Annotated in this window: 18 protein-coding genes; 4 read left to right on the plus strand and 14 right to left on the minus strand. The window is 48.1% G+C overall.

What is annotated here, in order from left to right; translation table 11 throughout:
• Position 1: 1 nt before the first annotated feature.
• Entirely contained in the window at positions 2-463 is a 462-nt protein-coding gene (locus DFR62_RS02180; protein ID WP_121297823.1) for a YkyB family protein, read from the plus strand.
• 37 nt (positions 464-500) lie between these two features.
• Here the strand turns inward: DFR62_RS02180 and DFR62_RS02185 are convergent, their stop codons facing one another.
• Both DFR62_RS02185 and DFR62_RS02190 read right to left on the minus strand, forming a co-directional pair.
• Complete coding sequence (locus DFR62_RS02185; RefSeq protein WP_121297824.1) at positions 501-1,370, minus strand: NAD(P)-dependent oxidoreductase; 870 nt, start codon at positions 1,368-1,370, stop codon at positions 501-503.
• A gap of 228 nt (positions 1,371-1,598) precedes the next feature.
• On the minus strand, positions 1,599-1,787 hold the full coding sequence (locus DFR62_RS02190; RefSeq protein ID WP_121297825.1) for a hypothetical protein: 189 nt from the start codon (positions 1,785-1,787) through the stop codon (positions 1,599-1,601).
• A 136-nt stretch (positions 1,788-1,923) separates the two neighbouring features.
• Here DFR62_RS02190 and DFR62_RS02195 point away from each other — a divergent pair, with 136 nt between their 5' ends.
• Together DFR62_RS02195 and DFR62_RS02200 are read left to right on the plus strand one after the other, a co-directional pair.
• Positions 1,924-2,538: a CPBP family intramembrane glutamic endopeptidase gene (locus DFR62_RS02195; RefSeq protein ID WP_121297826.1), complete on the plus strand. Its 615-nt coding sequence runs from the start codon at positions 1,924-1,926 to the stop codon at positions 2,536-2,538.
• Positions 2,539-2,637: 99 nt separating this feature from the next.
• The gene (locus DFR62_RS02200; RefSeq protein ID WP_121297827.1) at positions 2,638-3,276 is read left to right on the plus strand and encodes a hypothetical protein; all 639 of its coding nucleotides are present in this window, start codon (positions 2,638-2,640) and stop codon (positions 3,274-3,276) included.
• Positions 3,277-3,307: 31 nt separating this feature from the next.
• Here DFR62_RS02200 and DFR62_RS02205 read toward each other — a convergent pair whose 3' ends face one another.
• From DFR62_RS02205 to DFR62_RS02250, 10 genes are all read right to left on the minus strand, one after another.
• Complete coding sequence (locus DFR62_RS02205) at positions 3,308-3,751, minus strand: MarR family winged helix-turn-helix transcriptional regulator (RefSeq protein ID WP_121297828.1); 444 nt, start codon at positions 3,749-3,751, stop codon at positions 3,308-3,310.
• A gap of 81 nt (positions 3,752-3,832) precedes the next feature.
• Entirely contained in the window at positions 3,833-5,182 is a 1,350-nt protein-coding gene (locus tag DFR62_RS02210; RefSeq protein ID WP_121297829.1) for a TrkH family potassium uptake protein, read from the minus strand.
• Positions 5,183-5,405: 223 nt separating this feature from the next.
• Complete coding sequence (locus tag DFR62_RS02215) at positions 5,406-6,692, minus strand: anti-sigma-I factor RsgI family protein (protein ID WP_135449529.1); 1,287 nt, start codon at positions 6,690-6,692, stop codon at positions 5,406-5,408.
• Positions 6,693-6,715: 23 nt separating this feature from the next.
• Entirely contained in the window at positions 6,716-7,462 is a 747-nt protein-coding gene (gene sigI, locus DFR62_RS02220) for an RNA polymerase sigma-I factor (protein ID WP_121297831.1), read from the minus strand.
• A 193-nt stretch (positions 7,463-7,655) separates the two neighbouring features.
• Positions 7,656-8,414: a TerC family protein gene (locus DFR62_RS02225; RefSeq protein WP_121297832.1), complete on the minus strand. Its 759-nt coding sequence runs from the start codon at positions 8,412-8,414 to the stop codon at positions 7,656-7,658.
• A 218-nt stretch (positions 8,415-8,632) separates the two neighbouring features.
• Positions 8,633-9,712 carry an SDR family oxidoreductase gene (locus tag DFR62_RS02230; protein WP_121297833.1) on the minus strand — a complete coding sequence of 360 codons (1,080 nt, stop codon included), beginning with the start codon at positions 9,710-9,712 and terminating at the stop codon, positions 8,633-8,635.
• A gap of 100 nt (positions 9,713-9,812) precedes the next feature.
• Positions 9,813-12,899, minus strand: a complete 3,087-nt coding sequence (locus DFR62_RS02235) for an efflux RND transporter permease subunit (protein ID WP_121297834.1) — start codon at positions 12,897-12,899, stop codon at positions 9,813-9,815.
• Positions 12,900-13,092: 193 nt separating this feature from the next.
• Entirely contained in the window at positions 13,093-14,661 is a 1,569-nt protein-coding gene (locus DFR62_RS02240; RefSeq protein ID WP_121297835.1) for a peptide chain release factor 3, read from the minus strand.
• Between the two features lie 145 nt (positions 14,662-14,806).
• Positions 14,807-16,270, minus strand: coding sequence for a UDP-N-acetylmuramoyl-L-alanyl-D-glutamate--2,6-diaminopimelate ligase (locus tag DFR62_RS02245; RefSeq protein WP_121297836.1), 1,464 nt, complete (start codon positions 16,268-16,270; stop codon positions 14,807-14,809).
• Between the two features lie 17 nt (positions 16,271-16,287).
• Positions 16,288-17,337 carry a M42 family metallopeptidase gene (locus tag DFR62_RS02250; protein ID WP_121297837.1) on the minus strand — a complete coding sequence of 350 codons (1,050 nt, stop codon included), beginning with the start codon at positions 17,335-17,337 and terminating at the stop codon, positions 16,288-16,290.
• A 103-nt stretch (positions 17,338-17,440) separates the two neighbouring features.
• Between DFR62_RS02250 and DFR62_RS02255 the strand changes: the two genes are divergently transcribed.
• Complete coding sequence (locus DFR62_RS02255) at positions 17,441-19,012, plus strand: ATP-binding protein (protein ID WP_121297838.1); 1,572 nt, start codon at positions 17,441-17,443, stop codon at positions 19,010-19,012.
• Between the two features lie 56 nt (positions 19,013-19,068).
• Here the strand turns inward: DFR62_RS02255 and DFR62_RS02260 are convergent, their stop codons facing one another.
• Together DFR62_RS02260 and DFR62_RS02265 are read right to left on the minus strand one after the other, a co-directional pair.
• A complete protein-coding gene (locus DFR62_RS02260) occupies positions 19,069-19,554 on the minus strand; it encodes a PepSY domain-containing protein (RefSeq protein WP_121297839.1) in 486 nt (161 codons plus the stop codon).
• A gap of 195 nt (positions 19,555-19,749) precedes the next feature.
• Entirely contained in the window at positions 19,750-20,466 is a 717-nt protein-coding gene (locus DFR62_RS02265) for a PepSY domain-containing protein (RefSeq protein ID WP_158290858.1), read from the minus strand.
• Positions 20,467-20,468 lie beyond the last annotated feature (2 nt).

Raw genomic sequence — 20,468 nt, forward strand, 5'->3', positions numbered from 1 at the left:
CATGTCCCAAACGACGAAAGATTCGGAAATCGCACAAGCTATTTTCACTGTCAACCGCCACGCTAAGACTGCTCCTGATAATCAATTTCTGTATGCATTAAAAAAGCAAGCATTGAATCTGATGATTCAACAAAAACGGGCACAAAAACTGGGCCTGCACTTCAGTAAAAACCCCCGAAAAAGCCAACAACAATCATCTGTCCTCGTGAAATGCGGCAATTATTATTTCCACATGCTCCCCAAAAAGGAAGATTTCCATTCGCTTGAGCATTTTGGAGACTTGGATGAATCCTATCGCAATCCACCGAGCCGCATGAACTTGAAACATGCAAAAGAATTGCTTCAAAATTACACCGGGCTGGAGGCGCCGGATAAAAAGCCCGCTATCTCGGCTTTTTCCAAACGCTACGAACCGAAAGAAATGAATCGTTTCTATTCACCGAAAAAATCCTATTTTGATTGAGCCGGCCGTCGGTCCTGTACTGCCGGTTTTTTTGTGCTTATTTTTCCGCAAAATCGAAATGGCGGATCAATGCTTGGGTGCCTAGGTCCCCATCTCCTGCACGTTCCAATTCCTCATAAATCCCGAGTGATAATTTCAGCCCTGGAAGGTCCAGGCCCCATCGCTCGGATTCCTCTACCGCTATTTTCATATCCTTGATGAAATGCTTGATGTAAAATCCTGGACGGAAATCGCCTTCGATCATTTTCGGGGCTAAATTCGACAAGGACCAAGATCCGGCTGCACCAGCTGAAATGGAGCGCAATACGTTCTCGGGATCGAGCCCTGCTTTTTTCGCGTATATAAGAGATTCACAGACCCCCAGCATATTATTGGCGATATTGATCTGGTTGCACATCTTTGTATGCTGTCCGGAACCCGCCGGCCCTTGCAGAATGATATTGCCCGCAAACAAACGAAACAGCGGAAGCAAGCGATTGAAAACCTCTTCTTCGCCGCCGACCATGACAGACAGCACTGCATTCTTGGCGCCTATGTCCCCTCCAGAGACTGGCGCATCCAGGGCATGCAAGCCTTTAGCGCGTGCAGCGTCTGCAATTTCCTGCGCCAGCTTTGGCTGGGAAGTAGTCAAGTCGATAAGCACCGTTCCTTCGACGGCATTTGCCAACAAGCCGTTTTCCCCGAAATAGATTTCCTGCACGTCCGATGGGTATCCGACCATCGTAAAGATCACTTCCGCATCTGCCGCCAGTTCCTTCGGATTGTTTTCCCAGGATGCGCCTTGTTCCAGTAAATCCTCAGCTTTCTTGGCCGTTCTCGTAAATACGGAAAGTTCATGGCCGCCCTCCAGCAAATGGCGTCCGATGCTATTGCCCATGACCCCGGTACCGATAAATCCAATTTTCATTTGATTGCCTCCTTTATATTTCCATAATAGCAAAAATCATCAGTCTATTCATTCTTCTTTTTTGGCATAAAAAAAAGGCCGGTCCATAAAGGGCCGACCACAAAAGGGGGAAATGAGAATGTTGCTGTGTTCAAGTATACTATGCCCCCTCCAAACATAGGATAAACCTTTTTCTCAAAAAAAATTTCATTACATGATTTTCCGGCGCCGCCTCATCATGTTGCGACTTTATTTGGACGGTTCTACCGTATATTCATATTGCGTCTTGCCGTGATGGAATGCCGTCCCCCGAAAATGTTTAAAGTCTTCCCGTTCAGTCAATATCTTGCGGAACTCAAAAAATTCGTCTTTTGGAATATCCAGCGTGTCGATCTCGCCATTTTTCAATCGCTCCAGTTCGTTCGCATAATCAGTCATGAAATGTTCTCCTTTCCTTTCGTGTTGTTAAAACCCTTCTGTTATAATACTATACGGACGAAACCATACCCGTCCAGCCACATTGCGCTTTGCCCCCAATCCGGGCAGCCTTTGTTGATTTTAGGAGGATTTTTCTATGCTTACTCTATTAAAGCGCCATACGCTTATTTGGCTATTGCCGCTTTCGCTTTATTTGTACCATCTAGCTTTCGAAAATACAGCCATCTTCTGGTATATGTATACATTTGCCATTCTGGTGCTGATGTCGATTGCACTTATCAATTACGCTGTATTCGATGAAATGAAAACCTGGAAATCACTAGTGTACGGTACCTTGTTCGGGGGGATGATCTATGCCTTCCTGGCGTTCGGTTATCTATTCTTCGATATCCTTCCGCTCAATGTGGAAGGCCCCGTCACCGCCATGCAAACCCTGTTCGCCCCTACAAGCATCTGGCATTACCTATTATTGATGTTTGTCATCGTTCCAGGTGAAGAACTCTTTTGGCGAGGCTATATCCAACAGCAATTGAAAAAATACATGAAACTGCCGTTCGCCATTTTAGGTTCATCCCTCTTATTCGGCATCGCGCTTGCCTTCAGCGGCTTTTGGCCAAGTATTGTGGCAGGCATTGTGGCAGGGGCATTACTCGGCATCCTGTATGAATGGAAACGCAGCATGCCTCTTTTGATCATCACTCATTTGATGGTCTTGGTCCTCCTGTTCATTATCATGCCACTGCCGATTTAAAATGGTCGGTGATTTCAAAACCCGGCGCCTATCGAATAGTTTGAAACATTCCCTCCTTCTGCCCGTCTAATTGGGAAATTGGAAGGAGGAATTCAAATTATGAAAAAGAATGCCTTATTCATTCCAGCTATCCTCACCGCCGGGATTCTGCTTACAGGCTGCGGAACTGCAGACCTTGCAGGAGAAGAGCCTGAGACGGAACCAGCCGAGACCACTGAGGAAGAAAGCAGCGACACGACACAAGACATGGAAACGCCTGAAGAAGCACCTGAAGAGCCTGAAGCTAGTTCCGGCAACGAACATAGCGAGACTTCTGAAGGCGAGCTGACGATGAGCGATAACCAGGCTTATCAGCTTTATGTGCTGGATGGCTATGAGTTCACTGCAGAAGAACCGAACCGCGACGTCATCTTCCTGCAGGAAAACGATGCCATCTTCATGCGTGTTGAAACTTATTATCCAAGTGATATCGATTTCGATGAGCTGGTTAGCAATACACAAGATACTGTCCAGGCCTCCAACCCTGACGCTGAACTGGCTGAGTTCACAGACTATGATAGCTCCGCATTCAGCAATTCAGCCGCCTATGAAGTGGAAACGGCTGAAGGCCACGTAACCGGAATCGCCTTCGAATCCGATAATATCGTGGTTCGTGTGACGATCTTCGACCATAGCACCGTCGAAGCGAGGGACGATTTCATCCAAATGGCCCAAACGATCGAACGTGTGCAGAAATAAAAAAAGATCCTCCCAAGCGGAGGATCTTTTTTCAATAGGACAAGTCTTTGATCGACAAGCCGATTTTCTTCATCAATTCGATGGCCTGCTCTTTTTCTTCCGATGATAAAGCTGCCGTCAGTTCGTGAAGCTTTTGCTCGTGTGCCGGGAAAATGTCTGCCATGAATGTCTTGCCTTCTTCCGTAATTTCCGCATAAGTGATGCGGCGGTCTGTCGGACAATTGACGCGCGTGATAAACCCGCGTTTTTCCAGCTTGTCGATGACATAAGTGATCGACCCGCTGGCCAGCAGGATTTTCCCGCCGATTTTCTGCAGTGGCTGGCGCCCTTTATGGTAGAGCAGCTCCAACACGGCAAACTCTGTCGGATTGACGCCATTCTCCTGGAAAAATTGATTGGTTTGTTCCGAAATCGCTTTATGCGCACGGGACAAAACGATAAACAGTTTCAACGACTGCTTGATGTCTTCATTCATTTTCGTTCACTCATTTCCGCTATGATTACTCGATTACTTTAATTATATCCCTTTAACAGCCGAATAGCACGCTAAGCCGACTTAGCCGATGATGACACGTTCTTTCGGATAATGGAATTTCGTCGGGTCTGTCTTGCCGCCGATCGTGAACAGGAAGGAAATCAAGCCGACCCGACCGATGAACATCAGGACCATGACGATCACTTTGCCGATTGAGGATAATTCACTCGTCAGCCCGAGCGACATACCGCACGTACCGAACGCTGAAGTGATCTCAAAGAGAATCTCCACAATGGATGCGTTCGGTTCGGTGATGATCAATAGCATCGTCGCAACAATGACCATTGTGCCTGCAAGGAACAAAACGGCAAATGATCGGAATACGTCGATCAATTCAATTTCACGGTTAAAGATCTGAATCGTGTTCTTGCCTCTCGCAAAATTGATCAAAAACAGGATGGCAATCGCGAAAGTGGTCGTCCGGATGCCGCCCCCCGCTGAACTTGGCGAGGCCCCGATGAACATGAGCGCGCTCATGAACACATTGGTCGCGTCACTGAACTGCGTAATGTCAATGGTGACCAAACCGCCGGAGCGAGATGACACCGAATGGAATAGCGCCCCGAAAAAGGTTTGATGCCAAGACATCCCTTTAAACGCATTGACCGACTCCAAGATCAAGATGCCGACCGTCCCGACAACAAGAAGCATCCCGAAAATGCTTGTCGTAATTTTAGTGAACAACGAAAAGCGGAAATTCTTCGTCTCATTCGACAAAAACTCCTTCAATTCGATCAGCACGGGAAACCCGATCGCCCCAAGGATGATCAACAGCATATTGACGATCTGGACGAAATAGTCGTCGACATAAGGCTGCAGGGAGGCGCCGGTGATGTCGAATCCACCGTTGGTCGTGGCTGTGATTGACCCGAAGACGCCGTGCAACAGAGCTTCACTAAAAGTATAGAAGTATTGCGTGAAATAGACGGTCAAGATCAATGCACCGATTGCTTCGATCAGCAACAGGATCTTGACGATTTCCGTGATCAATTTGACAACGCCCGACATGCTCGACTGGTTGTGGTCGACCATGATCAATTGGCGCTCACGGAGCCCAATCCGTTTGCCGAGCAGGATCCAGAAAAACGTCCCGATCGACATAATGCCGATACCGCCGAATTGAAGGATGACCATTAATACGATGATGCCGAACACCGATAAGGTTTGCGAAACATCAATGACCGTCAGGCCGGTGACGCTGACTGCGCTGACAGCAGTGAATAAAGTGTCGATATAGGTCATGCTTACTCCAGGCTGCAGGACTCCCGGAAGCCGCAGGAGCAAAAAGGAAAAAGCAATCGCTACGAAATAATACGCCACGATTGCCTGTGCAGGTGTAAGATTTCGGACACGTTGAAATGATTTATTCATAGGCGTAAAATTCCCTTCTGCAACTGACTCTCTTCCCATTCTATGTAAAGTACAGTGAAAAGAAAAGGGCTTTTTTGTAAAGCGCCATCCGTTGTAACTATTCCACTGGAAAAGAGCCGCTTTTCCTGTCTTATTTTTTAATGCCACAGAATAAGCGCTTATTCTTTTAGGCTGCTCCGCTGAATGCGGACCTGAAGGAATAAGCGCTATTCGCAGAAAAGCATCATTGATTCTTCTTATCTTGCTCAACTTGCTTTTTAGCTTTAGGGGTTTTCTTTTCTTCAGCTTTGGGTGAATCCGAAGCATCCTTTTTCTTCACAGGAGGTTTAGACTGTTCAGCTTTCAAGTCCTTCGGTTCTGCTTTTTTTGCCCCATTCGCTTTGGAAGAATTGCCGCTATTGTTGCTGTTGGAAATGCCGTTTTTGCTATTCTTTTCTTCCGGCTTGTTATCAACAGGACTGCCTTTGCCTTTATTATCTTTTGGCGGCTGTTTGGCTTTGTTGTTCCCGGAAGAAGGCTTTTCTTTTTTCGGTTTTGGTTCAGCTTTTGAGTTCCCGGAGTTATTATCTTTGCCAGCGTTCGGATTTTTCGGTTTGGCAGGTTCGGGCTTTTCTGGCTTTTTCGGTTGTTTTTGTGCTGCTGGAGCTTTTGAGGCAGGTTCTTTTGGTTTGTTATTCGTTTTCTTTTCTGGGACAGGCTTTGCCTGAGTGTCCGGCTTCTGCGTTTTTTCCGCTTTATTATTGCCTGAAGATGAAGGTTCATTTTTCGGTTGAGCCTCTGGAATAGCAGGATCTTCAGCTTTGGAAGGAGCTTTCCGGCTATTTGGGGCTTGTTTTTCCTGTGCATCTTTATTTTGCGCAGGCTGCACATCATTCTCTTGTTCATGCGGAGATGTGAAGGTTCGATCTTTTTCGATCAGCTTCGCGACTGGCACTTGTTGTTCTTTTGCCTCGCGCCATTGCTTTTTATTCGCTTCTTTCAAATGCACCCGCAAGTTTTTATTGCTGCCGGCAAACAATGCCGCCAATGCAATTTTCTCCACATTGTTCGTAGCATCCGTTTCCTCGTCTCCTTGCACAGTAGTAATCGTTACATGCTCCGTATCTTCATTCACGGATAAGGCGAGCACGTTTTCTAAAACTACTTCGAGTTCCTTGTTCTCCCAGTCTGCCAGTTTGGCAATTAATTGTTTGCCGTCATCATTTAGTTCCCTTAGCGAGATGACATGCCATTCATCATCTACGCCGAGTTCGATGGCCGGGTTTGATTCGACTTGCACGTATCCATAGGCTTCTTCAGCAGGAAGCATCCATGTGGAAATTAGCAAAAACAGCGCTGCAACCGACGCAATGAGCGGCAAGGCAACCGGCTTGAAGCGTCGCTTTTTCAAGGTATTATCTACGGTTTCAAAATATGCCTCTTCCCCCACTAGAGTGCCCTCTGTCGGCCTGCCAGTTACAAAGCTGCCATCTGCAAGCATGTAGACAGAACGGTCTCCATCAAGTTCCATACATATGCCTTTTTGCATTCGCATCAGTTCAACCGCTCCTTTAAATAATCTTTTAAGTAATACAACTCGCTCGTCATCAATAACGCCATTGCAATTATGTATTTCCGGTTTCTCTCGATAGTTTTTCTTGAGACCTGGACAAGTTCCTCGATATCCTTGACCGGAAGTTTTTTCTTATCGAGCAAGAATTGTTTGTATTCATCGGTTTCCGCCACCAATTGAGCAATTTGGATTGCATTTCTCCTTGCATCTTCGTGCACGGGAGAAACTTTGGCAATCATCCGGAAAGACAAGCCGAACTCTGAGAGCATCTCCTCGAACTGCAAAATCTCTTCACGCCGCTTGGCTATTTGCTCCTGCTCCGTATGAAAAACCGTTGATGCCCGGTCGCCGATATGGTTATGATGGTCTTCATTTGGCGAAGCTGTGAAATCGTGGCTGAATTCCAGGCGTTTGCTTTCTTTCCGGATATGGTCGATCACTCTACGCCTGATGACCATATGCGCGAAAGTCAAAAACGAAGCGTCATGTCCCGTACGATATTGGCGTATCGCTTCATGAAATGCCAAGAGCGCAATGCTGAATTCATCCTGATTATCATCGATGAATCTTTTGCATACTTGTGCAGCGGTTTTTTTCACAAACGGGATATGAGAAGAAATCAATTGTTCTTCCGCCTCTTCATCGCCTTGTTGTGCAAGCTTCACCAATGTTTCAGGGGGCATTTCTGCTCCATATCCAAACAAACCGCCCAAAGCAGTCAATAGCATGCAACTCACCTCATTTCAATTCCATTTTCTCTATTGTAGCTTTCAGTCCAGGAATTTGGAAGATTGAGGGGGGCTGCTACGTATTACATTCGTGTGACAGTGATTGTTTGTGTCCGTTACTAATGAAGGAATGCATAAAAATAGCCCTGCGGAGAAAATGCTCCGCAAGGCTATTCGACCAATCTTTATTCAATTAAGCGTTTTGTTCTTTATTCTTTTTAAGGCCTGTAAACACTCCGGTCAAGACGATGCCTAAAAGCACAAGCCAGAACGTGATCGTCCACGGCGTCGAATGCGGAAAATCATGCGGTAAGACACCAAGTTTGTCGTGGGATAAGGTCAAAACGACCAATTTGACCCCTACCCAGCCGACCACGACGAATGCCGCCGTTTCAAGCTGCGGGTATTTCTCCAACAGCCGGACGAATTTATGGGCCGCAAAACGCATGATGATTACACCGATCAACCCACCTGCAAGCATGACGCCAAACTGTCCGCCATTGATGCCGCCGATGTCAAAATCGCCAAGATGCGGCAATGTTACCGCGAGTGCAACGGCCGCGAGCATTGAGTCGATGGCAAAGGCGATATCTGCCAATTCCACTTTTAAGACGGTCATCCAGAATCCCGATCCTTTTGTCGTTTCGGGTTCTATTGTATGTTCTTCGCCTTTGCGCTGGTCATATATGTGCTTGACCGCGATAAACAACAGATAGGCTGCGCCAAGGGCCTGAATCTGCCAGATATTCACCAAGAATGTGATCATGAACAAAGCTGCAAAACGGAAGATAAATGCTCCTGCCAAACCGTAGAACAAGGCCTTTTTCTGCTGGGGTTTCGGCAAATGCTTGACCATGACAGCCATAACCACCGCATTATCTGCAGCGAGCAAACCTTCCAGCCCGATGAGCACAAGCAGCACCCATGCATATTCCAATAAGATAGTATCCATAATTTCCCTCCTATTTTTTCCCGACAAAAAAGACCCATGCCTAATAAAAGGCAAAGGTCTTGCTAAGCGTCGTAATTATGCCGCTATCACAACCGATGGCCAGAAGCCACGTCTTGACGACTGTGAAATAGGTTTCCCTATAGCTACTCCCCTTTGTCGAGAGTTCGAATTATTGGTCTGTAGATGTATTATAGCACTTGTACGGAAAGTGTAAACAATTAGGCGATTGTCACGTGGTATTTGCGGTCTTCTTTATGTTCGTTGTAGAACTCCACCATTGCCGGAATCGTTTCCAGAAAATCCGCCGGGCGGATGCCGCTTCCTTCCAATAAAGACTGGGCGTTTCGCGTATCGAATTGCGCTTGCCAGTCCATATAATCCAAAGTTTCTGCTTCGACACCGAGATATTTACGGATCGCCGGTGCCTTCATCGATATAGCCGCCAGTTTTTTCGGGATCCTTCCTTTCGGATAACGCCCGGTCATTTCATGGACCATTGCCCGGTACACTTCCTCTACAGGATGAGGATTGGGGTCAGTTAGATGAACCGTCGCAGACTCGGCCTTTTTAAGTTCGCTCAAATACACGGTGGCATCCAAGATGTAATCGACAGGCACGACGTTAATGACTGTGTTCGAGTGTCCGATGTATGGAATGGCAGGTAAATGCCTCATCCGGTCGATCATATTCAAAAAGAAATAGGGCCCATCGAATTTAGAGGTTTCGCCACTTGCGGAATGACCCCTGACAATTCCTGGACGGATGATGGTCGTCGGCACTTCCTTTTTCAATTGTTCAACGAGAAGTTCTGCTTCAAATTTGGTTTCTTCGTAATGGTTTTTAAATGATTCCGGACGGATGAGTTCACTTTCGAGCAACAGTCCTTCACGCTTTCCAGCGATATATGCCGTGCTGAAATACATATAGCGCTCCAGTTTATCGAGTGTTTTCACTAAATCATTAACGTTTTGAGTGCCTAGGATGTTGACTTTTTTCGCAATATCTTCCGGCACCGCCAAATCGTAGATTGCCGCCAAATGCCAAAAGACGAGTTGCTGGTTTCTAAGCCAGGACCGGTCTTCTCGTGAAAGCGCCAAGCCTTCTACCGTGATATCACCCGGCAGTAAGCGGATCGGCCCGCAGCCTGTCTTCCCCTCAATGCTGAGTGTCTGCTTTTGCGCTTTTTCCATTTCACTGGGCAGAACGATTGCCGCCAAGCCCCACCCTTTTCGGGCGCACGCTTCCATCAACCGCGTTGCAATAAACCCCGGAAACCCGGTAAACACCATCATCTTCATCCAATCACACCCCTTTTCTGTATTCTACTAAAAAATGGATAGCTGTGCCCATAAAACTTATGCAAAAAAATCCTGTGCAGATAATTCTGCACAGGATTGGTTATTCTCCGGTTTTTGCTTGTTTTCTCTTCTTGCTGTTCATGAAACGTGTTTCCCGGTCAAATAAACTATAGACGACTGGCACGACATATAAAGACAAGAAAGTCGAACTGATCAGTCCGCCGATGACAGCAATTCCCATCGGCTGGTTGATTTCCGTTCCTTCACCGATGCCAATGGCTAGCGGCAAGAGGCCTAGAATCGTCGTCAAGGCCGTCATCAGGATCGGCCTTCTGCGATCATGGACTGCCGTTACAATCGCATCAAAGGAACCTAATCCATCCGCTTTGCGCTGATTGATGTAATCGACAAGCACGATGCCGTTATTGACGACAATCCCGACGAGCACCAGCACGCCGATAACAGCGGTAATGCTGATCGGTGTTTGTGTCACAAATAGCGCGATGGAAACACCAATGACCATCAATGGCACCGTGAACATGATGACCAATGGATATTTGAACGATTCAAACTGTGCTGCCATGACGATGTAGACGAGCACAATCGCCAATACGACCGCGAGCAGCATATCATCGATCGCATCGTCGAACAGCTCTCGATCTCCTCCGAAAGAGACTTCCGTCTGTTCTGACAAATCAAGATCCGCTATAGCTGTGTCGACAGCAGTCGACATATCGCCCAAAGTCTGGTCGGATGGATACTGCAGTGTAAAGGATACACTTTCCGCTTGGTCAACCCGGCTGATTGAAACAGGACCTTGTGCAACTTCGATGTCCGCCAGTTCCTGCAGCTCGACGAATGCACCGGATGGCGTTCGAAGCGTCAATTCACGCAAGCTGTCTACACTGTTGCGCTGTTCTTCGTCATAGGAGACGAACACGCTGAGCACTTCATCCTGTTCATCGATGACTTGTGTGGCGAGCACGCCGCGGGTAATATTATTGACCGTCTGGGCAATTTGTGCCGGCGCCAGGTTGTTTTCAGTCGCCGCTTCCCGGTCGATTGTCATCTGGATTTCATCGATGGTCTCCTGACGGTCATTCGTCAATTCAACAACATTCGGCAGACTCGACAACTCTTCATCGATTGCTGCCACGGCTTCATCTAAGCGCTGCTTGTCTGTATCGGTCACGGTAAAACTTAATGTATTCGGCGTAGAGCCGGCAGCTGTCTGGAGATTGAAGCTGACGAGCGCATCGTCGCCGATTTTCTCCAGCACCTGCGGCTGTACATCATCGACAAATTCAAAAACCGAGCGATCGCGTTCATCTAGCGGCAATAATTTCACGTAAATTTCTGCCGTATTGGATTCTGCACTGCCCTGCGCCTGTCCTTGCTGGGTCGTACCGATTAAGCTGACATACACATCAACGTCTTCTTGAGCCTTGAGCTCTTCTTCAATGCTCTGGACCACTTCATTGGTCGCAGACGTTGAAGAACCGTTTTCAAGTTCGACAGTTACGCTGACAAAGCCTTCATCCGTTGCCGGCAGGAACTCAGTGCCCACTTGGGAAACGCCAAATGCGCCGATTCCAAGGAACACAAGCGCTGTCAAGAGCACCAGGATGCGGTGACGCAAGGCCCACAAGACGCTTTTCTCAAAGCGCTGGACGCCTTTTGAATCTGGCTTCACCGGCTTTGGTACGCCGTCTTTTTGGCCGAGCATCCTTGAAGCCATCATCGGGATGACGGTCAAGGCGACAGCGAGCGAGGCGATCAAGCTGAACGAAATCGTCAACGCGAATTCAAAGAAAATCTCCCCAATCAAGCCGGAGATGAAAATGACCGGCACGAAGACGGCAATGGTCGTCAATGTCGAAGCGGTGATTGCACCGGCTACTTCACGCGAACCGTCTGATGCCGCTTGTTTCGGCTTTTTGCCCATCGCCAGATGCCGTTCGATGTTTTCGATGACGACAATGGCATTATCGACGAGCATTCCGATGCCGAGCGCCAAAGCACCGAGCGTCAAGATGTTCAAAGCGAAATCGGCAAAGAACATCAAGACAAAGGTCACGATGACCGAATAAGGGATCGCGACACCGATGATGATCGGGCTCTTGATCCCGCGAAGGAAGAAGAACAACACGAGCATTGCAAAGATGCCACCGAGTATTAGGGTCTGACCGATATTATTGATGGCGAGTTTAACGTAATCTCCTTGGTCAAACAGGATATCGGCTTCGACAGCCGAAAAACGCTCTTCAGCAAGCAATTCATCGAGGCGTTCCTGGAATGCCGTAGAGACGTCTGCTGTATTGCCTCCAGACTCCTGAAGCACTGACAGCAAAACAGCAGGTTCTTCATTGGCACGGGTTTCGCTATTGGTCTCCCGTTCTGTCACCGCTACTTCAGCCACGTCGGCCACGGTAACATTGTCGCCAGACATCGGGTCGACCGTCACGATCAGGTCTTCAATGTCTTCCACACTTTCCAACGTGCTGACGATGCGCGTCGTTAAATTGCGCCCATCTTCCGTTTCAATTGGGTCGCCCGGCAAGGAAATATTGTTCGCTTGAATCAATTGGACGATATCTGCCTGCTGTAAGCCACGCTCTTCCAATTCTGCCGGATCCAGCTTGATGGAAATATCTTCAATCAACGAACCCGAAACATTTACGCTCGCTACACCATCTGTCTGGCGCAGCTGTGTTTCCAATTCTTCGGCAATGACCCGGACATCCTGCTCTGCATCAGTGGCGCGCAAAGATAATTGGATAATCGGGAATTGCGAAGGGTCGAACTTCAAAAACCGGGGGTCGTTCGAGTCGTCAGGAATCGGCGTCTGGTCGATTCGCTGCGTAACTTCCGCCTGGACATCATCAATATCCGTATCCCATCCGAACTCTAGCAAAATGAAATTGGATCCTTCCTGGCTGTTCGACTGAATTGATTCGATTCCCGGCAATGTCGCCAAGCTCTCTTCCAGCGGTTTTGTTACTTTTTCGTTCACTTCCGTCGGGCTTGCCCCTGGATAGTTTGTGACTACAACGCCGATCGGCGGATTCAATTCCGGAATCAAGGTGACAGGTATGCGGAGAAATGACACTGCCCCTAAAATGATGACCAACAACATCGTGACGATGGTCAATACTGGTCGTTTGATGGAAAAATCGCTTAATTTCATGTGTTCAATCCCTCTCTATGCCTGGTCCCTTTATCATAAGAAAAAAAGCCTTATACCGCAAACTTGAGGCCGTGTGTTCACAAGAACGCCATGTTTTTCCTGTTCGATGGAAACCACGGCGAATCTCGGAAATTTGTTCGCTAAATGAAGAAAACAGCCTGCCGGAAAAGGCAGGCTGTTGAAAATTCCACTTTTAAAGCAGGCTGTACAAGCGGATTTCCGGATTTTTGTCCTGGAACCAACGGGTTGCAAAATCATTTTCGAACAAGAACACCAAGTTGTCGTAACGGTCTTTAACCAACATCGAGCGGCCGCTCGACATCGACTCTTTGACGTCTTCTTCGTTCTCGATCCAGCGCGCAATTTTATTGCCGACTGGCTCCATTCTTACATCGACATTGTATTCGTTTTTCATGCGATGCTCGAACACTTCAAACTGAAGCTGCCCGACCGCACCGAGAATGACTTCTTCCAGGTGTAGCGTTTTATAATACTGGATTGCGCCTTCTTGCACGAGCTGCAGGATCCCTTTATGGAAATGCTTTTGCTTCATGACGTTTTTCGCCGTGACTTTCATGAACAATTCCGGGGTGAATTGCGGCAAGGCTTCGAATTCGAACTTTTTGCCGCTCGTTATGGTATCGCCGATCTGGTAATTCCCGACGTCGTGCAGGCCGATAATATCGCCGGCGACGGCTTCGGATACCATTTCCCGGTCATCCGCCAAAAATTGTGTCGTTTGGGATAGCTTGAACGATTTACCGGTTCTGGATAGGGTGACGTTCATGCCGCGGTCGAATTTTCCCGAGACGATACGTACAAAAGCGATGCGGTCTCGGTGAGCCGGGTTCATATTGGCTTGGATCTTGAAGACGAATCCTGAAAATGGCGTTTCCACTGGGTCCACGATGTCTTCTTGTTTCGTCAAGCGAGGCTGCGGCTGAGGCGCAAATTGCAGATACGTCTCCAAGAAAGTTTCCACACCGAAATTGGCAAGTGCAGAGCCGAAGAAGACAGGTGTCAGTTCACCTTTTTTTACGCGGTCGATGGAAAATTCATTTCCAGCTTCCTCCAATAACTCGATGTCTTCGAGAGCTTGTGTATAATAGGAAGTTTTCGTCATTTCATGCTCGCCAGCGAGATGGCCGTTTTCATCAAGTTCCATGAAACGGTCTCCATCCGTGCGGAATGGTTCTATGCGTTTGTTGTAGCGATCGTAAATTCCCATGAATTCCTTGCCCATGCCGATTGGCCAGTTCATTGCGTAGGATTGGATGCCTAGCACTTCTTCCAACTCTTCCATCAACTCAAGCGGCTCTTTTCCTTGGCGGTCCATTTTGTTGATAAATGTAAAAATTGGAATGCCACGCATCTTACAGACTTTGAACAATTTCACGGTCTGTGCTTCGATCCCTTTGGCGACATCGATGATCATGACGGCACTGTCGACCGCCATCAACGTACGGTACGTATCTTCACTGAAATCTTGGTGACCAGGCGTGTCGAGGATATTGACGCGGTGTCCTGAATAATCGAATTGCATGACGGACGAAGTGACGGAAATGCCGCGCTGCTTCTCAATTTCCATCCAGTCGGATGTGGCGAACTTGCCAGTCTTTTTCCCTTTGACCGTCCCGGCATCGCGGATCGCGCCGCCGAACAGCAAGAGTTTCTCGGTTAAGGTCGTTTTCCCGGCATCCGGGTGAGAGATAATTGCGAAGGTTCTTCTACTTTCAATTGCTTGTTGTAATTGGTCTGACATTGTATACGCTCCTTTAATTTCCTCTCTCTATCTTAGAGAAGGGACGTTCAAAAAACAAGAACTATCGCCTGAAGTCGCAGAAAGCGACATCGGCAAAAACGCAAAAATGAACGGAGAAAAATGCTTCGATTTTTCTCCGTTCCATTTATGATCCGAATTTACGCTGGGCTTCTTGTTCTGCTATTTCTTTATCGCTGTGCGGATATTTCGTATTTTCGATAATCTGGTAATCTTCATGTCCTTTGCCGGCCAGAATGATAATATCGCCCGCTTCTGCCTGCTGCACTGCGTGGCGTACCGCTTGTTCACGGTCGCCGATGCACGCGTAGTGGTCGTGCTGCATGCCCGCTGCCAAGTCATTTAAAATGCTGTCATATGGTTCATAGCGCGGATCGTCTGTCGTCAATACAACATAATCTGCGACCGACGCTTTTTCTGCCATGATCGGCCGCTTCGTCTTGTCGCGGTTGCCACCTGTGCCGACCAGAAAGATAAGGCGGCCGGTCTTGAAATCCTCCACAGCGGCAATCGCTTTTTCTATGGCGTCCGGTGTATGTGCGTAATCGATGAAGACCGACACCGGGGCATCGATTTCCGCTTTTTGCATGCGGCCTTCGACAGGCGAAATGGCTTCGAGTGCGGCGATGACCTGATCAATCGGATAGCCTTCTGCAGACAACGCGGCAATGGCCGCGAGTGCGTTATAGACATTGAAATGGCCAAGCAATTTCATCTCAACTGAAAATTCACCCTCGGGGCAAAGCAATGTAAAAGACGTCCCTCTTGCTTCCAAGCGGATATCGGCTGCACGGAACATCGCTTCATTTTCCAAGCCGTAGGTATAGACGGGAAAAGGCGTCATGGCTGCAAATTTCTCGGACCATTCATCGTCTGCATTCAGCACCGCCCGTTTGTTCTGCGTCAAATCCTGGCCAAGCTGTGAGAACAGCAGCCCTTTGGCGTGGCCATATTCTTCCATCGTTCCATGGAAATCCAGATGGTCATGCGTCAAATTCGTGAAAATCGCCGTATCGAATTCGACACCGGCCAAACGTCCCAATACGAGGCCATGAGAAGAAACTTCCATCGTCATATGGGAACTGCCCGCCTCTAAAGCACGGCTGATCATTTGCTGGGTGGTCAGTGCATCGCTCGTCGTATTCGCCGACGGGTGCAATTCCCCGTTTAAATTAAAGCCGATCGTACCGGTTAAAGCCGAGGTTTTTCCAAGCTCCATGAGCATCGCGTGCAGCATGCCGGCGACACTTGTCTTGCCGTTCGTCCCTGTCACGCCGATCATATTCAACTTTTGGGAAGGATGGCCGTAAAAACGTGCCGCCAACATGCCGAGCGCACGGCTCGTATCGGCTACCGTGATGACCGTTGCCCTTTCTATAGCCAGCGGTTTTTCAGCCAATATGACCGATGCGCCCTGCATCACCGCTTGTTCAGCGAAGTCGTGGCCGTCCACGGTATAGCCTTTAATGCAGACAAAAAGAGAGCCTTGGACAATGTCCCGGGAATCCATTGTCATATGGGAAATGGATTGCGGCAATTCTCCTTTTATGGATGAAATTGGAATATTTAAAAATAGTTGCTTGCTGTCCATCTGAAATCCTCCTAGTATTATGACCCGAGCGGTGAGTTGATATACGCATGAAGAAGCGCTGCTGTCGCTTTCAATGAATCGGTATGCGTTCGTTCATACGCATGGGACGCTTCGATTCCAGGACCGAACAACGCGTGTTTCACATCAGCGCCTGCCCCGATTGCTGCCGAAGCATCGGATCCATAATACGGATAAATATCCACTTTGTAATCGATCTCCTGCTCTTTCGCTAATGCGATCAATTGGCGTGTTAGCCCGTAATGGTAAGGCCCGCTTGAATCTTTTGCGCAAATGGAGACCGTGAATTCATCTGAAGCCTGGCCATCCCCAATCGCCCCCATATCGACAGCAATGTATTCTTCGGTCTCCAGCGGAATATTGGAATTGCCGCCATAGCCGATTTCTTCATTATTGGAGATGTAGAAATGGGTTGTCTGAGGCAAGGTTTCACCGTTTGCAGCTTGCTTTGCCAATTCCAGCAATAGTGCCGTGCTCGCCTTATCATCCAGATGGCGCGATTTGATAAATCCGCTTTCCGTTTTCGTGAAGCGCGGGTCGAATGAAACAAAATCGCCCACTTCGATGCCCTGTTTGCGGACATCTTCTGCGGAATCGCATTTGATATCCAAGCGCACTTCCATATTGTCTGCCGAACGCTCCGCTGTACCGGAATCACGGTACACATGGACAGTTGTCTGATGAAGCAGGATCGTGCCGGTGATCGTTTCGCCGCCGGCTGTATGGATGAGGCAATTCTCGCCTTCGATGGCATTGAATTTGAATCCTCCGACAAGCGATAGCTTCAAGCGCCCCGAAGGTTTGATTTCTTTCACCATCGCACCGAGTGTATCGACATGTGCCGTGAGCAAGCGGTGGCGCTTGTCGTCCTGTCCTTTGATCGTGGCGATGACGCCGCCTTTATTGCTGATTATGTATGGAATCGTTGCCTGGTCGAAAAAATCCGTGACGAAATCCATCACTTGCATCGTGTAGCCGGAGGGGCTTGGAATGTTCACCAGTTTCTCCAACGTGCTGATTGTTTCTTGTTCTTTCCAGTTAAAAGCCAATTTAATCACTCCCTGATTTTTTAATCATATCAAAAACTGCCATTTTCGCACAGTCCCGACTATAGTAAGATGAATAAGACTCTTAGCATGATGAGGTGCAATTATGGAACGCTCACTGACAACCCGCAAGCGCAATCAATTATTTATCCACCTGTTCGGCTTCGGCAGCCTGTCCCATTTGGTTCTGAATTATTTCGTCGACTTCAACGCTTCCATTATAGCGCCGATCTTCGGCATGCTCGCCTACTCGGTGCTATTCACTCTACTATATACGAAATTGCCCCCTTCTCGGTTGCGTTTTGCCATATTGTTTGCGTTAAATGTCTATATTTTAATTCTTCAATTCGAATCGCTGTCGTTTGTCACAGCCATTTACTTCATCATCCCAATCGTGGCCGCTTCGCTTTATAACGATACCCGGTCCATTATTTCCTTGTCGGTCTTGACCATCATCGAAGTGGCTCTTTTAACATTTGTCTTCGGCCGCTTTCAAACGAGCGGTTCCTTGGAGTATATCCATGTTTCGATGGTGATGTTTTTCAGTCTGGTCATGCTGCTGACAATTTTACATAGCTTTTATTTCAGCAATTATTGGCGGCAACTGGAACTTCGCAATGCGTCGATGGAAAAAGCGCTCACTTCAAAAGAAGGTTATCTCGACTTGTTCTTCCAAGCGGCCAAAGACGCGATCGCCGTATTTGATTTCGAAGGGCGCATCATTGCGATCAATCCTGCGTTTGTTCAATTATACGGCTGGACAGCAGAGGAATGCCTCGGAAAAGTTCTTGCGCTTTATCCTCCGGAACATGCAGAAGCAGCGGAGTTGCGTGCCGAACAAGTCCGGCAAGGCGAAAGTTTTACGCTCGAAACGGACGATGTCAAAAAAGACGGCACGCGTTTCCCTGCTCAAATCACGCTCTCCCCGATTTTTGATTCACAGGGGCAAGTCATCGCGACCTCGGTCATTTCCCGCGACATCAGCTATCGGAAGGAAACCGAACGGATGCTGTTGCAAACGGAAAAACTCAAGATGGCAGGTGAAATTGCCGCCGGAGTAGCACATGAAATCCGCAACCCGATGACGGTCATTTCAGGCTTTGTCCAAATGATGCATAATGACCCGAACCACCGCTATCCGAGTTACACGTCATTGATGCAATCGGAACTCGACCGCATCAATCTGATCATCAGCGAATTCCTGATCCTTGCAAAACCGCAAGCGCCTCAAAAGAAACAACTCGATATCGGGAAAATTCTCGACGAATGCATTTTCCTGTTCGGGCCGGAATTCGTACTCCATGATATTTCGGTTAAAGCGGAAGTCCCAGGCCCATTTATCGCGGAGGGCGAAGAGCATCACTTAAAGCAAGTGTTCATTAACTTATTGAAGAACGCAATCGAAGCGATGGAAGACGGCGGCACCTTGAGAATCATCGCCAATCGCGATGTGGACAAGCTGAAGGTCCATTTCAAAGACGATGGCCCCGGCATTCCTCCTCAACTGGCGGAACGTGTATTCGAACCATTCTACACGACAAAAGCGACAGGAACCGGCCTCGGCTTATTGATTTCCCAGAAAATCACGCAAGAACATGGCGGCAGCTTGGCGATCGACAGCACGGAAGATCAAGGTGCATGCGTCATCGTTACTTTGCCGCTATTGCCTGAGCAATGAAAACCTTAAAACCTCCCGCCCTAAGAATCAGGCGAGAGGTTTTTTCAGGTCTTATATCAATCATTATCGTCCTCATCTTCATCGTCGTCATCATAGCGGCTATCATTGTCATCATCTTGGTCGTCATCTTTGTCGTCATCGGACTCTACCGACACCACGGTCCCATCTGCTGCATCCACAATGACATCGTAATCGGTTTTTCCATCTTCAAGCTCCACTTCGTAATACACCCAGCCGTCATCATTCTCACGCTCTACCTCTTCCACTTTTCCTGGAGCTGCGCTTTGTGCTGCTTCGATCGCTTGCTGTTTTCCGATGAACGCTTGGCCATTTGTTCCGGATTGTTCTTTGGCGCTAGCTTCTGCCGTCACAGCGTCATCTGCCGATTGCCCATTAGAGCGGTCTTCTGAATCCTCGAATAGCTTTTCCCCTTGGACGTTTTGCGCCTCCAACTCCGCTCCGGTGTCATCTGTATCTGCAAGAACAATCCCACCGAATGCCAAAATTCCTGCCGCTGCTGAAACATAGATCAATTTTTTCATCTTAATCTCCTCCTGTTCTGTTGTTACTTTGAATATAACCAGCGAAGCTTAAGCTGCGCTTAGACTAAGATGAGAAATTCATGAGAACAGGCAGATTCAGCGCAATCTATTCAAAAGAAAACCGTTTTCAATTCGAATCATAGCTGATTTCCCATCAGCCCCGATTCCGTGAAAACGGCATTCGTTCAACTCTTCTTAATCATCCCATTCCACGGTCATCGTCTCTCCACGAATCGCATGGATTTGAATCGTCGCTTCCCGGTCGGATGCGTCATCATCCATTTCAACCAAATAATAGCCGCCATCTGTGGTCTGGACAAATTCGACTTCGTCAACTGTTCCATTCAAAGTCTCTTTTGCGATAGCGATTGCCCCATCCTGGCTGATGATGCGTTCCGGTTCTTGTTGAGCGGGCGCTGAATCCGGTTCAGGCTCAGCCGGAGTTTCCAGCGCTTCTGTTTGGACATCCAGCACTTCCCCGGTTTCTGCGGAAATGGCCAAGATTTTCCGTTCCGTCTCGCTATGGATTTCCACTTCGTAACGATTATCCGATTCTATATATTGGATTTCTTTTATTTCACCTGACTCTGCTGCTGTGGCCGCTTCGCTTGCTTGATCTTCAGAAAGTGCTTTTGCAGGGCCGGTTTTCTCCAGCAATTCAAGTGATTCGACTTGTCCATCGGCGCGGTTGATGGCCGCTAAATACGTTCCATCGTCCCGTTTGAATTCGATCTGGTAAAACCCTTCTGTTTCAGTAGCATTTTCAATCGAACCGCCGTAAAGCTGTTCAATCGATTGCGCCGCTTCATCCATTGTCACGGAATCAGCAGCCGTTCTCGGAAACAGGAAAAAGGCCAGTGCAGCGACGGAAAATACGATGACGATTATACCGATAGCCCACCATTTTCGCATGA

This window comes from Planococcus citreus (assembly GCF_003664125.1).
Classification (GTDB): domain Bacteria; phylum Bacillota; class Bacilli; order Bacillales_A; family Planococcaceae; genus Planococcus; species Planococcus citreus.